We start from the raw sequence: 14787 nt of genomic DNA on the forward strand, positions 1-14787 counted from the left end.
TATGAAAACACAAAAAGCAGATGCTGTCCTCGTGTTGGAAAATATTGTGCGCAAATTTCCTGCAGGCGAGACATTTGTATCTGTTTTGAAAGATATTAATCTGACCATTAAACGTGGTGAAATGGTGGCGATTGTGGGATCTTCTGGTTCAGGAAAATCCACATTGATGAATATTCTAGGTTGTCTTGATCGACCAAGTTCTGGCCGTTATTGGATTTCTGGGAAAGAAACTGTCGCTCTTTCTCCTGATGAATTGTCAGCTTTGCGGCGCAATCATTTTGGATTTATTTTTCAGCGCTACCATTTGTTGAATGAATTAACAGCGCTTGGTAATGTTGAAATTCCAGCTATTTACGCAGGGCATAATCCGGAAGTGAGAAAAAAACGGGCGCAGGATCTTTTAACACGTTTGGGTATGGGGGATCGAGTCCATCATCGTCCTAATCAACTTTCTGGCGGACAACAACAACGTGTGTCTATTGCCCGGGCATTGATGAATAATGCAGAGGTTATTTTGGCTGATGAGCCAACCGGAGCATTAGATAAACAAAGCGGCGAAGAAGTGTTACGTATTTTAGAGGAGCTTCATAAAGAAGGCCGCACCATTATTATTGTAACCCATGATATGCACGTAGCTCAAAGAGCAGAGCGTATTATTGAAATCAGTGATGGAGAAATTATTGCTGATCGTCGCTCTAAGAGTAAGGGTGAAAAAACAAAAACGGCAGATCAACCTCCTCATGAAAAACAAAATCTGAAAACTCAAAAATTTCTAAGTTCTTTTCGTTCTTTTACTGAGCGGTTTCGTGAGGCGTTCATTATGGCTTTGTTGGCAATGAATGCACACCGAATGCGGACTTTTTTAACAATGCTTGGGGTGATTATTGGTATTGGTGCCATTATTGCCATGGTGGCTTTGGGAAATGGTACACGCGAGAAAATACTAGAAAATTTTAAGAGTTTGGGTTCGAATACATTAACAATTTTTCCAGGGAAAAGCTTTTCTGATCCTCAAGCAGGGAAAATAATAAGTCTTGTTGAGGCGGATGCAGAAGCGCTTTCAAATTTGCCCTATGTATCTGGTGTCACGCCACAACTTTCAGTCAGCTCGACAGTGCGTTTTGATAAAATTGAAGTCAATGCCGTTGTCGTGGGTGTGGGAGAGCAATTTTTTCAAACCCAAGGAATGACCGTCGTTAAAGGACTCTTGTTTGATCAAAAAAGTGTCCATGATCGGGCCGTTGATCTTGTGATTGAAAAAGAAGCAATTCCAGTTCTTTTTCCTCATAGTCATGAAAACCCAATCGGAAAAGTGGTACATGTGGGAAAAGTTCCTGCGCGCATTGTTGGCGTTGTGGATCCACAAAACAATGCGAGTGGAGAAACATCAAATACGTTGCAAGTTTATTTTCCTTATACAACAGTGCAAACACGTTTTCTTGGAACAACGCAGGTTCGTGCAATTGTGGTTAAAATTGCCGATAATGTCGATTCACACTTAGCCGAAACGATGGTAAAGCGTTTTTTAACAATGCGTCATGGTGAAGAAGATTTTTTCATTCGAAACTCAGAGTTTTTTCGTGAGCGTATTATGGAAAGTACCCATATCTTGACACTTTTGGTTTCTTCTATTGCAGGAATTTCATTGATTGTAGGGGGAATTGGTGTGATGAATATTATGTTGGTCACGGTTTCTGAGCGAATTAATGAAATTGGGGTGCGTATGGCTGTAGGAGCACGTCAGAGCGATATTTTGCAGCAATTTTTAATTGAAGCAATTTTAGTTTGTTTTATTGGCGGTGGGCTTGGAATCCTATTTGGATTTTCTATCGGTGGTTTATTTTTGCTCTTTAATGCGCCTATCCATCTGCTTTACACTCTTGATTCTATCATCTTCTCTCTGGCTTTTTCAACTCTTATAGGAATATGTTTTGGCTTTTCACCAGCACGACAAGCCTCACGGTTAGACCCTGTTGTTGCTCTATCGCGTGATTAAGCTTTAACCATTATTGTAGATATGTTTTTGATTATAGTTTCTACTTGGGTGACGTCTTTATAAAGTGCAATATAGATGGAAAAATTGGGCATTATTTGTTATGATTTCTTGCTATATACTTCATTCGCTCAGTGGAATGTGCCTGATATCATAGGGTGATGTTTACCGACACAATACATCATTAACAAATTCTCGTTGTATTGTAACAGAACTAAAAATGCACTGATTATCAGTTTGAAAGATTCTGTTGGAATGGTAAATTTCAAGCTTTTTTAATTCTTACTTTACTTCATTAATACAGTAAACTGCACTTCGCTTTTATGAGTGCGGTGATCTGCACTTATCGTTGGACAAGGGGGGTATAACAACCGCCTCATTTTATTTTTTCAGCAATGGATTCAAGCATTTTCTAATGAGAGCGTATATTTTTTAATTTGGAAATATTAAGCTTCTCAAAAAACACGATAAAGTTACTTGAAATCAACTATCGTACTTTTTTAGTACACTCGGTGTATTACACAACACCCTAACATCATTTGTCAGACCATTAAATAAAAGAGGAAAACGCTAGAAAATTAAGCTCATTATCCATCTTTAGTGCTCTCTATTGATGTAAATCATAAACTTTGATGAATAAATATTTCATGGTTCATCATAGATGGCTTAAAAATATAGAAATCAATCATGCACCATAAAAAAAACTTTTTCTTAATGTTTCTTTTTTGTCGCAGTTACATGAACAATAAAAAATAAAACGAGTGTCTTATATATTAAGGCTCTAAATAAAATGGGGATTAGAGTAAATTTTATAAATTACTCAACATCAAAAAAACACGCATACAGTAATCAATCTGTTGCGTTTGGTCAGAGACATTCATGTTATATATGATTCTCTTCGATCACTTATACACTTCAACGTGTCGGCTTAATGATTTGACACATTAAATACCGCTCCAAATATATTGCTTACGCTTACATCTGTTCATATTTTCAGACCTTGCCGATATTGTATCGCGCTATGTCATTTCTAATTCTTCAAGCGTGTAACCATTTTCCAACCATTCTTTAATCCACTTAGGCCGACGCCCTCGCCCATTCCATAGCTCCCATTGGTTATTGGGATTTCTATAATGACGATCTTTGTTCACAAGGTCGGCGATATCAATTCCATGCGCATGAGCAATTTCAAGAATTTTTCGCCGTGCATCCTGCTTTTCTTTTGCCTGTCGTTTTTTTAATTCTGCATCAATTTGGACACGCATTTCTTGGAGCTCATCAAGATTCATGCTTTCGAAATTATTCACCTTATTACTTTCCTTACAAAAAAATGTGTGCTGCCATATTTTTAACACAATTATATACGAATTATGCCCACCTTGTCATCAGTCGAAATGATTGCGTATTGCGCTTTGAGGGAGATGTGCTTTGAACCACGAAGGGTTATTTGTTTTCGTATTAGTTATCATAGCCATATTCTTTTTCAATGCGATTGCTAAAATGACAAAGCAAGGCATTTACATTCCGCTTCGATTTCCTGCTTCTCAAGACACAAAAATTAAAGGCGGATGTAAATCACCACTCTATAAACTATGGCAATATGTAACAAAGGACAAGTCCTTTAGATGTGGTGGCGGTATGGAGTCTTTTGGTAATAAGGAAGTCTCCTGTATGCAGCAGCTTTTTATTTCATGTTTTTGCTTTCGAAAAAATATTGCAGGCTCTCGAGGTGATATGGAGCGATTAGCGGTAATGTTCTCAAAAAAATGCCACCGAGTTTATATTTTCATCAATAAGTTTATTTGTTGTTGGGTGTGCTGCTTATGAGTGTTTCGAATTTTATCATGCTCGTGACTGCATATGCATCGGCTGTATCTCCCGCTATATGTTCAGCAGCCATTATGCAAGAATTGCATCATGATGTCTGTGGTGTAGATGTGAATGATGATCGCAAATTATCATCTCTCTCATCTGCTTTTGGAGAGATTGTCGAATTTCCTAGATATTTTAAGTGGGGTTGTCATAATTTTGACGAAAAATGGAGGCTAACTGGTGTCGGAAGTTTGGGGTGGTTTGGTTTCTCTCTTTTTGATGAATTTAGTTCATATAAAAATCCTAAAACTATGTCAGCTGTTTTAACGCCTTATTATGAGAAATCTACATTTGGGTATAATTGTGAATGGGCTAAGTTGAGTTTTTGCAGTGTGCAAGATTTTAAGGGTGGTTTTACTACCCCCTATGCGCGTGAAGTGTTGGTGTATAACCAAGTAAAAATGCCTCATGTCATAGATGAGGAGTTGCGAGAATCTGTACAGCTTCATGTGGAAAAGCTGGAAAAGATGGTTGAAACAGAGCTTTCTTCTGTTCTTCCGGCAGAAAAAGTAGATGTGTTTTTATATAAGGAAAATGGTATCCGTGATGCTTTCATGGTGGAAGATTCTTCGTTATGGGACGTCAGAAATAATAATTAGTTTTTTGTAAATTAAAGCAATAATTTTGATAGGATATGGTGATGAAAACTAGATAAAGAAATATTAAAGCTCTAATTAGTAAGATTGGATTAAATCTTTTCTAATTGAGGGCATAAACAATGAAAATGATAGAGCAAAGCAGTGTCGATAGAGCATTTCATCGGAGAGAAGCGCGTGAAGTTACAATTGTGATGCGTTCGGAAGGTGAATGGTATTTTACGTTTGTTGCAGATAATCCGGTGACGGGTGAGTCAGATAAATATACACTTCTTACACAGAGGGGAAAACTAAGGACTTGGGCTGATCCAAAATATCTTTTTAAATTTTTGCATGAAAGAGGGGTTGTCTGTGGCAGTTTTAATCTTAGCGAGGACGAAAAAAATGAAACAATCAAATATTCTTCGAACAATCATTTATAATAAAACCATTACAATAATTTCAGCTATAATAGTGTTTTTTATGGCGCATCCTGTGTATGCTCAGGCACAGAATTTAACTAATGCGAAAACTGCTTTAGACAAATTCCAAGCAGAGTTGGTTAAAATCGTGCCTATAGCTGCTGCTGTTATACTTTTATGTCTAGCGATTGGTTATGCAGGGCGTTACATTGAAAAGGGTACGTTTGTACGCTGGGCAATTGGTGTTGTTGTTGCTGGATCAGCAACTGAACTTGTTAGTATACTCTTCACAAGAGTATAATGAGAATACTATTAATCCAAAACAAAAACTATTTGTGTTAACTGCAATCTGAATGGGAAGAAGCCATATGGTACAGCCGAATACTTTTTTAGCAAAAGCTAATAATAGGTTTATTGCAACTGTTGCAATGATAAGCACATTTTTTATGACGCATCCTCTGTGTGCTCAAGCTCAAGGTTTGAAAAATGCAAAAGATGCCTTAGATAAATTCAGAGCGGAGTTAAATACAATTATTCCTGTGGCTGCTGCTATTATCCTTTTAGGTTTAGCAATTGGCTATGCGGGACGCTACATTGAAAAAGGCACGTTTGTACGTTGGGCAATCGGGGTTGTTATTGCTGGATCTGCGGTTGAACTTGCTAAGCTGTTATTTGAAGGAAAATGAAATCATAAACTTGCAGCGCCATTTTTTTACTTGAGAAAAGCTGAATTGAATAATTTTAGAAATATCCATGGATAATTTTTTACACCACTGAAAAATTGTTCATGCGAATTAAAAAACTTAATTGGGATAAGTAATATGAAGCAATTAAAAAACAATGACAAGATTATCACGGCTTGTACAGCTGTAATTACATTTTTTATGACCCATCCTGTGTATGCTCAAACATTAGAGAAAGCAAATAAAGCTCTAACCGATTTTCAGACAGAGCTGAAGACTATTATTCCTGTTGCTGCTGCCATTATCCTTTTAGGTTTAGCGATTGGTTATGCTGGACGCTACATTGAAAAAGGCACATTTGTACGCTGGGCAATCGGGGTTGTTATTGCGGGATCAGCAGCTGAGCTTGCTAAGTTGTTATTTGAAGGAAAATGAAGTCATAGACTTACAACGGCATATATTTTACTTAAGAAAAGCTGAATTTTAGTAATACTATAGCTGTTTGCACCAAATACAGTGGAGTGAGGCTGAATAATATGAAACAATTGATTAATATCTCAAGAAATAACAAGATTAGCGCAATTATTGCAGCTATGATTGTATTCTTTATGAATAGTCCTCTATGCGCTCAAAACAACTTGGAAAAAGCCGGAAAAGCTTTGGGTGCTTTTCAGAAAGAGCTCGTTGAGAAAATCATCCCTGTTGCTGCTGCTGTCATACTTTTATGTTTAGCGATTGGCTATGCAGGGCGTTACATCGAAAAAGGTACATTTGTACGTTGGGCAATTGGTGTTGTCATTGCTGGCTCCGCAACCCAAATTGTTGCGATGTTATTTAATCCGTAATTAATTTAATAATTAATGTATTAATCTGTAATGTTCTTTTAATGTGTAGAATTATTCATCGGTTGTTAAGTGATGTTACACAAGCTTTACTTAGGTAAAAGTGAAAAATGTTATTTATGAGAGTAAAAAATGAAACGGTTAAGTCATTCTTCTTTAAACAATAAAAATAGAATAATTGTAATCTGTGCAGCTATAACTACGTTTTTCGTAACGCATTCTGCATATGCAGACTTAAAGAATGCTAAAGATGCTTTAGAAAAACTGCAGGATGACCTTATTAAAAATATTATTCCTATAGCTGCTGCTGTCATACTTTTATGTTTAGCGATTGGCTATGCAGGACGCTACCTTGAAAAGGATACCTTCATACGGTGGGCAATCGGTGTTGTCATTGCTGGTTCCGCAACTCAAATTGCTGCGATGCTATTTAAGCCATAATGAAGTTAATAGCAAGTTTATTAAATACATAACATTTTTTATATGAGTTTTGTCCGTTGATTATAGATAAAAAATTGATGTTTAATATTGAAAATATAGAAAACGTTAGAGGGGTAATATGAAACAATTAAAGAATCTTCAATTTCAAACTAATAATCGGGTCATTATAATTTTTGCAATTATGACCGCGTTTTTTATAGCTCATCCTGCATATGCGGACTTAAAGAATGCTAAAAAAGCTTTAGATGAACTGCAAAAGGAGCTTACTGGTAAAATTATTCCAGTTGCTGCTGCCGTTATACTTTTGGGTTTAGCAATTGGTTATGCGGGACGCTATATCGAAAAAGATACCTTTGTGCGATGGGCAATTGGCGTTGTCATTGCTGGCTCTGCAACCCAAATTGCTACGATGTTTTTTGGAAATGCAGGAGGATAAACATTAATGAGAAGAGACTGATGAATATAAGTAATATTCTGGTACATCTCTATATTTAGCCTTCGTAAATATAGCGGTAGTTATTTTATTCAGACTGTAAATTAAGTTGATAGTTTTTATGATAAATTCAGCCATGATGAGAATTGAGAATATGAAACAGCCCGACATTGTTCAGACAAAAGTTAGTAGGAAGATCAATATTTGTTTTGCAACTCTAACCATATTTTTAACTGCTCAATTTGCATATGCTCAAGAAAAAACAAATAATGTAGATGTTTTTATAGGTCTGCAATATGGGCTCAGCATGATTGTTCCTATTGCTTGTGCTGTTATTCTTTTGTTTTTATTAATTCTTTGGGTATTCCGCATCATTGCAAGAGCTACCTTTGCAAGGTGGGCATTCAGTCTCATCATTGCTGGTGCGGCATTTTATATTAGCAGTATATTGTTTCATATAACTTAATTCGGAGTCATTCATGAAACTACAAAAGCAAGAAGCTTTTCCTTTATTTAAAGGAGCAACTCGCGTTCCAACAATCTGGGGTGTACCAATGATGCCACTCATTGTTATGGTTGTAAGTGTAGCTGTTATTGCGATGACAATAAATATCTTCTTGTGGCTTATTGCGTTGCCGCTGTGGTTTATTATGGCGCAAATTACTAAAAATGATGATAAAGCATTTCGAATCTGGTGGTTGTGGATCGATACAAAATTCCGCAACCGTAACAAAAGCTTTTGGGGGGCATCAAGTTACAGCCCTTCTAACTACCACAAAAGGAGACAAGTGTGATGGCTCTTGAAAGTACAAAACGCCTCTTATCAGAAACGCCAGTAAGCTTGTTTATACCCTATTCGCATCATGTGACAGATACGATTATTTCTACTAAAAACGCGGAGTATTTGTCGGTTTGGAAAATTGATGGTCGTTCGCATCAAAGTGCTTCAGAGGAAGACTTTTTTCAATGGACGAAAGAGTTAAATAATACTTTGCGTGGTATTGCATCAGCTAATTTGTCATTGTGGACTCATATTGTACGTCGCCGTGTTTATGAGTATCCCGATTCAGCATTTGATCAAACATTTTGCTATCAACTTGATGAGAAGTACAAACAGAGCTTCACCGGTTATAATTTGATGGTCAATGATTTATATCTGACGGTCGTTTTCCAACCGATAGCAGATAAAGTGATGTCATTTTTTTCTCAGCATGAGCGTGAAACGCTTGATCAGAAAAAGATGCGGCAGGAGTCATGTATAAAAGCTCTCAATGATATCAACAACACTTTAGGTCAATCATTAAAGCGCTACGGTGCAGAGCTTCTCGGGACTTATGAAAAAGATGGGCATGCTTATTCTTCTGCGTTGGAATTTCTCGGAATGCTCGTTAATGGTGAATATCGGCCTATGCCGATTTGTTATGATCGTTTTGCCGACTATATGTCTATCAACCGGCCCTTTTTCTCGAAATGGGGCGCTCTTGGTGAGTTGCGTACAACTTCTGGAATGCGTCGCTTTGGAATGCTGGAAATTAAAGAATATGATGCAACAACCAGACCTGGACAACTGAATGTTTTATTAGAAAGTGATTTTGAGTTTGTGTTGACGCAGAGTTTTTCAATACTCTCGCGACATGCTGCTAAGGATTATTTGCAACGCCATCAGCGTAATCTTATTGATGCACGCGATGTCGCAACCAGTCAAATTGAGCAAATTGACGAAGCCCTCAATCAACTCATAAGTGGACATTTTGTCATGGGTGAGCATCATTGTACATTAACGGTCTATGGTGGCACAGTTCAAAATGTTCAGGACTATATGGCAAAAGCAAGTGCTGCGTTGTTAGACGTTGCAGTTTTACCAAAACCTGTGGATTTGGCCATCGAAGCTGGTTATTGGGCACAACTTCCTGGGAATTGGAAATGGAGGCCACGTCCTGCGCCTATTACATCACTGAACTTTTTATCATTTTCATCTTTTCATAACTTTATGTCAGGTAAACCGACAGGAAATCCGTGGGGCCCAGCCGTTACAATTCTTAAAACAACCAGTAAGACACCACTTTATTTTAATTTTCATGCTTCTAAAATTGAAGAGGATTCAACAGATAAACGCTTACTTGGTAATACCGCTCTTATCGGGCAATCTGGTTCTGGTAAAACAGTGCTGCTTGGCTTTTTGTTAGCGCAAGCACAAAAGTTTAAACCAACAACTGTCGTTTTTGATAAAGATCGCGGCATGGAAATTGTTATCCGCGCTATGGGTGGTCGATATTTAACATTTAAGCCTGGTAGGCAGAGTGGTTTTAATCCATTTCAACTTCCTCCAACACAAGATAACCTGATTTTTTTAAAACAATTTGTAAAAAAACTAGTGGAAGCTGGTGGGGAAGTTACGCACTACGACGAGGAGGAGATCAACCAAGCTGTCATGTCTATTATGAGTGATAACATTGATAGATCACTGCGTCGTTTATCTTTTTTGGTACAGTTTTTACCAAACCCACATTTAAATGATTATAATGCACACCCATCCGTTCACGCTCGCTTGATCAAGTGGTGTGAAGGTGGTGATTATGGATGGTTATTTGATAATCCCAGTGATGCACTTGATCTCTCAACACATCAGATTTACGGTTTTGATATCACTGAATTCTTGGATAATCAAGAAACACGTACCCCAGTTATGATGTATTTGCTTTATCGCACAGAAGGAATGATTGGTGGGCAACGGTTCATGTATATTTTTGATGAGTTTTGGAAACCTTTGCAAGATCCATATTTTGAAGATTTGGCGAAGAACAAGCAAAAAACTATCCGTAAGCAAAATGGTATTTTTGTTTACGCTACACAGGAACCAGGTGATGCCCTAGAAAGCAATATCGCTAAGACTCTTATTCAGCAGTGCGCGACCTATATTTTCTTGGCTAATCCTAAAGCAAATTATGAAGACTATACACAAGGCTTCAAACTAACAGATGCTGAGTTTGAACTCATAAAAGGGCTTGGTGAATTTAGTCGTCAATTTCTTATCAAGCAAGGTGATCAATCTGCCCTTGCAGAATTAAATCTCGGAAAATTCCATGTAACAATCGATGGAAAAACCACAGAGCATGATTTTAGTGAGGAGCTCTTCGTTTTATCAGGGACTCCTGATAATGCAGAATTAGCTGAAAATATTATTTATGAGGTTGGTGATGATCCAGCAGTGTGGTTACCAATTTTTTTACAACGTGTCAGAATTGACAGGAGGGAAACATGAAAAAGGTAATTATCGCGGCAATAATAGCGACAATTTTAGGAACATCAAATTCAGCAATGGCTTGGAATTGGTTTGGAGCAGGGGCAGTAGATTTAAGTGCAGGAGTTCCATCTTGGCCCACTTGGGGAGGGAGTTCCTCTTCAAAGGCACCAGCGCCTAAAAAACCTCCAGCACCAAAGAAGGTACATCCTTTTGCAACTATCATTGATCTCTTAAAAAAACAACTTGAGGAAACAAAAGAAATACGTGGATCAATTAGAAGAAATGGAAATTCTAGCGCCACGAAAAAAGATTACACCAGCTTTTTTCTCAAGAATCCAGAATTACTTTACTCACTCAGTGAAGATAGTGAGATATTAAAATCAGTTCAGGAGATTCTGGCAAAAGAAGAAGCTTCCCATGTTAATGATCAAACACAAGCACGTGCACTTATTGAAAGACGTAAGCAATATGTAGCAGCTGTAGATAAAGTTGTGAGTTTACAAACTTTTCAAGATGCACAAAAACGTTTTGAGCAAATATCACAGCTCGTAGAGCAAATAAATAAAACGACGGATCTAAAAAGCATTGCTGAACTACAAGCACGCATAAAAGGCATGCTAGCCATGATCCAAAATGAATCAACGAAATTGCAAATGGTCTCATATTCACGTAATGCAGAACAAACCCTTATCAATCAACAAAAGCAAATACGCAATATGAGAATCCTTAATAGTAAAAATCAAAATATGCCAACGATACGTGCTATACGATGAAACTCTATGATAAATTGCTTATATTTTTTAGGCGTTCTGTAGATTATGTGAACCATCTACAAATGGCTCGCAGAAATATAAGCTGTATGCAAAAATATGCATTACGCGCTTGGATAAAAAATCTTATTGCGTTCATCGTATACCTACTAAAGTAATACTGCAAATACATTGATTGGTAAAATATATCACATTTGAATACATACTTAAGTGTAGTAAAAAATGTTTTTTATAATAACTCGATAATTAAAGTTTAGCAATAGTATAGAAGCGATATGAGCTTGCAAGAAAGTAGTCGTATAAAGAATAGGGCAAGTTAAATAGTATAAGCGATTAAGACCTTACTAGACAGTTCAAAAAATAATATGAAAAAATTATTATCTCAGGGGTAAAAACAGTAATTCTAAAGACATAGAACATCGACTAAGATGAAAACATCTTTATATGGTATAGTTGCTCTGAATTTCTTTCACAGAGCAGATAAAGGATAGTTACCATATTAAAAACATTCAAGAGTATAGACAAAAAATACTCGACGCGATACAGAAAATTGTAAATAATTGAAAACAAATGTTAATTCCTAAATAATAGTATAATATTTATCAAAAATCGATAATTGATTTATAAAATCAATGGAAAGTCTGATATATACAGATGCAAAAGAGAAAAAATTTCTTGTTCCATTCTTTAAACACGTAAAATTATTGAAAAATGCAATATGAGGTTTTTTAAGCGTAAAAAATATGCCAATAATATATTCTATACGATGAAAATTTTGTAATCATTTACTTATATGATGATACCTTTTATTCGTGTTTTAGCGGCATTTTGGTGAGCTTTATTCAGTTTTATTGATAAAGGTTTCGTTTTAGATTGTGCGTGTAGCTTTACAGATAGTTCATAAAAATGCATGCCATATGTGAAAGTGAAAACCATGAGACTGGAGAAAAGGCTTCTTCCTTGTTGTCACTTTAAATATGCTGTTTCTCAGAATTTTATATGTAAATATATCGGTTGGAAAAAGATTGCATTTGAATGTCCATAAAACTGGTTTTAGTAGAAAATAGTTTTTTCCATAAGATTCAGATAACAAAAGTTCAACAGCGTAAAAACCGATGTCAATACCGTAAATAAATATTAAAATGAACAAAATAAATTTACGAAATTCTAATAATTAAAAATTATCTATTTACATTCAAAATTGAAATAATAATAGCTATATGTTATAATAAAAAAATCGATTAAAAGAGAAAATAATATGAAAAAAATCATTATTTTGGTAGCGATAGTATCGGTTTTGGGAGTGCAGAGTACAGCATTAAGAGCGGATATATTCAGTAATCTGGGAGTTTCAGATGATAGAGAGCAGAGTTTAAGCAATATATGGAATGACTACAATGTACAGCAAAAAAGACTGAAAGCATTTGAAGATTTTGAACGAAAACAAAAAATTGGGGAAGAATCTGCGCGACGAGTGCGACGAGAAATAGATGTGAAGAAGGTGTGCCAAGAACGGCACGAGGACGTACTGGCACAGCTTGGCTGTGATGAGACACTTAGAAGGAAAAAATATGCTATTGATATAGCAAAGTATCATATGCGAATTATGCAATCCAGCATAGAAAATATTCAAAAAATATACCAGTCTTTGACGGGGCCTCGTGAATTAGGCCCCACGAGGGCGTCTATGAGCTCTGATTATCTTCCGAATCCGCAGCTTATATACAATAGTAATATGTTTCGTGGAACAGATTTTACGAAAGATACTACATATTCAAATTTTTTGTATGATTCTGATGTGGGAGACTTTACAGTAGGAGATCTTGTACTAGAGGAAGATGTTAAATATTTTTCAATTCCTGAAATACGTAGATTGGTTGAGGAGCGCAGTCAATATGCATCGATTGCAGATAAAGCTGTAAGCTTGCAGATTTTTGAACAAACAGAGAATCGTTTTAAGTATGTTGAAAGTTTGTTAACCGATTTGCCAACTTTGAGCGACATAAAAAGAGTTTCTGAGCTACAGGCACATCTTAACGGCGTAGTCGCCGTAATCAAAAATGAAGCGACAAAATTGCAAATGGTTGCGCATATGCGAAATGCAGAGCAAGCACTGATCAGTCTGCAAAAGTATAAACGCAATGTCCAAATTTTAAATCCCAAAAATATAGAAACACCAACTGTAAGATATAGGCCCCCTCTGTGATAAAATCTTTTATAAGAACACCGTTTATATTAGCAATTTTCTTTGATTGTAGAAATAGCGAATCATAATTAACCGTGAAAGTAAATGACTGGAGAAATATATAAATTTGATCACTTGAGTATAAAAAAAGTATTTTTAGAAAATAATATAAATGCGAAAAAATATAACACATACCGCTATTTTTAAACAATAAAATGAAAATTCGTGAAAGAAAAATACCATGAGTTTCCAAATATTCTCACAACTATTCCGTGAAATTGATCAAGCAACAAGTGCGTATGTCACGGATATTTCATCAAAAGCAATTGTCGTCATTACACCTTTTGTCTCCGCTGGTCTCGCCATCGCTTTTATACTCTACGGGTGGCTTGTCATTCGCGGTGCTGTAGATATGCCGGTTTCTGAATTCTTGAATCGTTGCATACGCACGAGCATTATTACTTCTACTGCACTGGCTACGGGGCTTTATCAGCCGGAGATTGCAAATTTGGTAACTCAAATTCCTAATGACTTATTAGGTGCTCTCATAAAAGATTCACAAAATCATGATCAGTTAGGGAGACTGATTGATACTGTAGCGAAAGAAGGATTTGGAAGTGCAAGCAAAGCTTTTGAAGAAGCTGCTTTTTTAAATTCCGATGGACTTCTTTATGGACTCTTTGGAATTCTTATCCTGCTTGCAACAAGTTTCCTAACAGCAATTGGCGGGGCACTCATCCTGCTAGCAAAAATTGCCCTTGTTCTTCTCGCTGGACTTGGACCACTCTTCATTATTGCTTTGCTTTGGCAACCGACTTACCGCTTTTTTGAGCAATGGATAGCCCAAATTTTAAGTTACACAATTCTTATTATACTACTAGCGACCGTATCTAGTCTGATGATGAATATTTTTGCAAATTATATGAAAGATCTAGCATTTGATGGACAGCAAAATGTAGCTTATGCACTTGGTGGCTCTCTCATCTTATCTATTGTCTCCATCGTATTATTGCTCAAATTATCAAGCATTGCTAGCGCGTTGTCAAAAGGTATTACATTAGGGCATCTATGGAGATTAAATGTGCCCAGAAACAGTAATTCTCACAGCAACCGCATAGACAAATAATAAAAATATTAAAGTTAAAATGTGGATGTATTGAAATAAGTCAAATTTATTATTTTGATTATATTTTTATCTGTTTGTCTGTTTACTCTAACATAAGAGCAATAGATAGGGCTTTTGCCTTTTCATGAAGATGTTCCTACGAAATTTCAATGAGAAACCATATGAGAATAAACAAGCCAAATAAGAAATAGCATTTCATAA

General features: G+C 36.3%; 17 protein-coding genes. 16 read left to right on the forward strand and 1 reads right to left on the reverse strand.

What is annotated here, in order from left to right:
- The first annotated feature begins 1 nt into the window (after position 1).
- Entirely contained in the window at positions 2 to 1996 is a 1995-nt protein-coding gene (locus tag ABID23_RS01175) for a MacB family efflux pump subunit (RefSeq protein WP_354188484.1), read from the forward strand.
- A gap of 1016 nt (positions 1997 to 3012) precedes the next feature.
- Here the strand turns inward: ABID23_RS01175 and ABID23_RS01180 are convergent.
- A complete protein-coding gene (locus ABID23_RS01180; RefSeq protein WP_435521237.1) occupies positions 3013 to 3282 on the reverse strand; it encodes an H-NS histone family protein in 270 nt (89 codons plus the stop codon).
- A gap of 139 nt (positions 3283 to 3421) precedes the next feature.
- On the opposite strand from ABID23_RS01180, the gene ABID23_RS01185 reads away from it, so the two are divergent.
- From ABID23_RS01185 to ABID23_RS01255, 15 genes are all read left to right on the forward strand, one after another.
- Positions 3422 to 3820: a hypothetical protein gene (locus ABID23_RS01185; RefSeq protein WP_354188488.1), complete on the forward strand. Its 399-nt coding sequence runs from the start codon at positions 3422 to 3424 to the stop codon at positions 3818 to 3820.
- Entirely contained in the window at positions 3817 to 4464 is a 648-nt protein-coding gene (locus tag ABID23_RS01190) for a hypothetical protein (protein WP_354188490.1), read from the forward strand. Before ABID23_RS01185 ends, ABID23_RS01190 begins: the two co-directional genes overlap by 4 nt.
- Before the next feature lie 119 nt (positions 4465 to 4583).
- Positions 4584 to 4883 (forward strand): KorA family transcriptional regulator, encoded by a 300-nt coding sequence (gene korA / locus ABID23_RS01195; RefSeq protein ID WP_354188492.1) that lies wholly within the window; start codon positions 4584 to 4586, stop codon positions 4881 to 4883.
- Complete coding sequence (gene trwL / locus ABID23_RS01200; protein ID WP_354188494.1) at positions 4846 to 5163, forward strand: VirB2 family type IV secretion system major pilin TrwL; 318 nt, start codon at positions 4846 to 4848, stop codon at positions 5161 to 5163. Before korA ends, trwL (ABID23_RS01200) begins: the two co-directional genes overlap by 38 nt.
- Before the next feature lie 67 nt (positions 5164 to 5230).
- Positions 5231 to 5548: a VirB2 family type IV secretion system major pilin TrwL gene (trwL, locus tag ABID23_RS01205; protein WP_354188496.1), complete on the forward strand. Its 318-nt coding sequence runs from the start codon at positions 5231 to 5233 to the stop codon at positions 5546 to 5548.
- Positions 5549 to 5683: 135 nt separating this feature from the next.
- Positions 5684 to 5980, forward strand: coding sequence for a VirB2 family type IV secretion system major pilin TrwL (gene trwL / locus ABID23_RS01210; RefSeq protein ID WP_354188498.1), 297 nt, complete (start codon positions 5684 to 5686; stop codon positions 5978 to 5980).
- Between the two features lie 101 nt (positions 5981 to 6081).
- A complete protein-coding gene (trwL, locus tag ABID23_RS01215; RefSeq protein ID WP_354188500.1) occupies positions 6082 to 6390 on the forward strand; it encodes a VirB2 family type IV secretion system major pilin TrwL in 309 nt (102 codons plus the stop codon).
- A 129-nt stretch (positions 6391 to 6519) separates the two neighbouring features.
- Positions 6520 to 6828 carry a VirB2 family type IV secretion system major pilin TrwL gene (trwL, locus tag ABID23_RS01220; RefSeq protein ID WP_354188502.1) on the forward strand — a complete coding sequence of 103 codons (309 nt, stop codon included), beginning with the start codon at positions 6520 to 6522 and terminating at the stop codon, positions 6826 to 6828.
- 118 nt (positions 6829 to 6946) lie between these two features.
- Positions 6947 to 7264 (forward strand): VirB2 family type IV secretion system major pilin TrwL, encoded by a 318-nt coding sequence (trwL, locus tag ABID23_RS01225; RefSeq protein ID WP_354188504.1) that lies wholly within the window; start codon positions 6947 to 6949, stop codon positions 7262 to 7264.
- 151 nt (positions 7265 to 7415) lie between these two features.
- Positions 7416 to 7727, forward strand: coding sequence for a conjugal transfer protein (locus ABID23_RS01230; RefSeq protein WP_354188506.1), 312 nt, complete (start codon positions 7416 to 7418; stop codon positions 7725 to 7727).
- A gap of 13 nt (positions 7728 to 7740) precedes the next feature.
- Positions 7741 to 8055: a VirB3 family type IV secretion system protein TrwM gene (gene trwM / locus ABID23_RS01235; protein ID WP_354188508.1), complete on the forward strand. Its 315-nt coding sequence runs from the start codon at positions 7741 to 7743 to the stop codon at positions 8053 to 8055.
- The gene (locus ABID23_RS01240; RefSeq protein ID WP_354188510.1) at positions 8052 to 10523 is read left to right on the forward strand and encodes a VirB4 family type IV secretion/conjugal transfer ATPase; all 2472 of its coding nucleotides are present in this window, start codon (positions 8052 to 8054) and stop codon (positions 10521 to 10523) included. The genes trwM and ABID23_RS01240 overlap by 4 nt, the downstream gene beginning before the upstream one ends.
- Entirely contained in the window at positions 10520 to 11278 is a 759-nt protein-coding gene (locus ABID23_RS01245; protein ID WP_354188512.1) for a TrbJ/VirB5 family protein, read from the forward strand. Before ABID23_RS01240 ends, ABID23_RS01245 begins: the two co-directional genes overlap by 4 nt.
- Before the next feature lie 1255 nt (positions 11279 to 12533).
- On the forward strand, positions 12534 to 13481 hold the full coding sequence (locus tag ABID23_RS01250; RefSeq protein ID WP_354188514.1) for a TrbJ/VirB5 family protein: 948 nt from the start codon (positions 12534 to 12536) through the stop codon (positions 13479 to 13481).
- A 220-nt stretch (positions 13482 to 13701) separates the two neighbouring features.
- Positions 13702 to 14586, forward strand: a complete 885-nt coding sequence (locus tag ABID23_RS01255; protein WP_354188516.1) for a TrbL/VirB6 family protein — start codon at positions 13702 to 13704, stop codon at positions 14584 to 14586.
- Positions 14587 to 14787 lie beyond the last annotated feature (201 nt).

This window comes from Bartonella silvatica, assembly GCF_040545155.1.
In the GTDB taxonomy this organism is placed as follows: domain Bacteria; phylum Pseudomonadota; class Alphaproteobacteria; order Rhizobiales; family Rhizobiaceae; genus Bartonella; species Bartonella silvatica.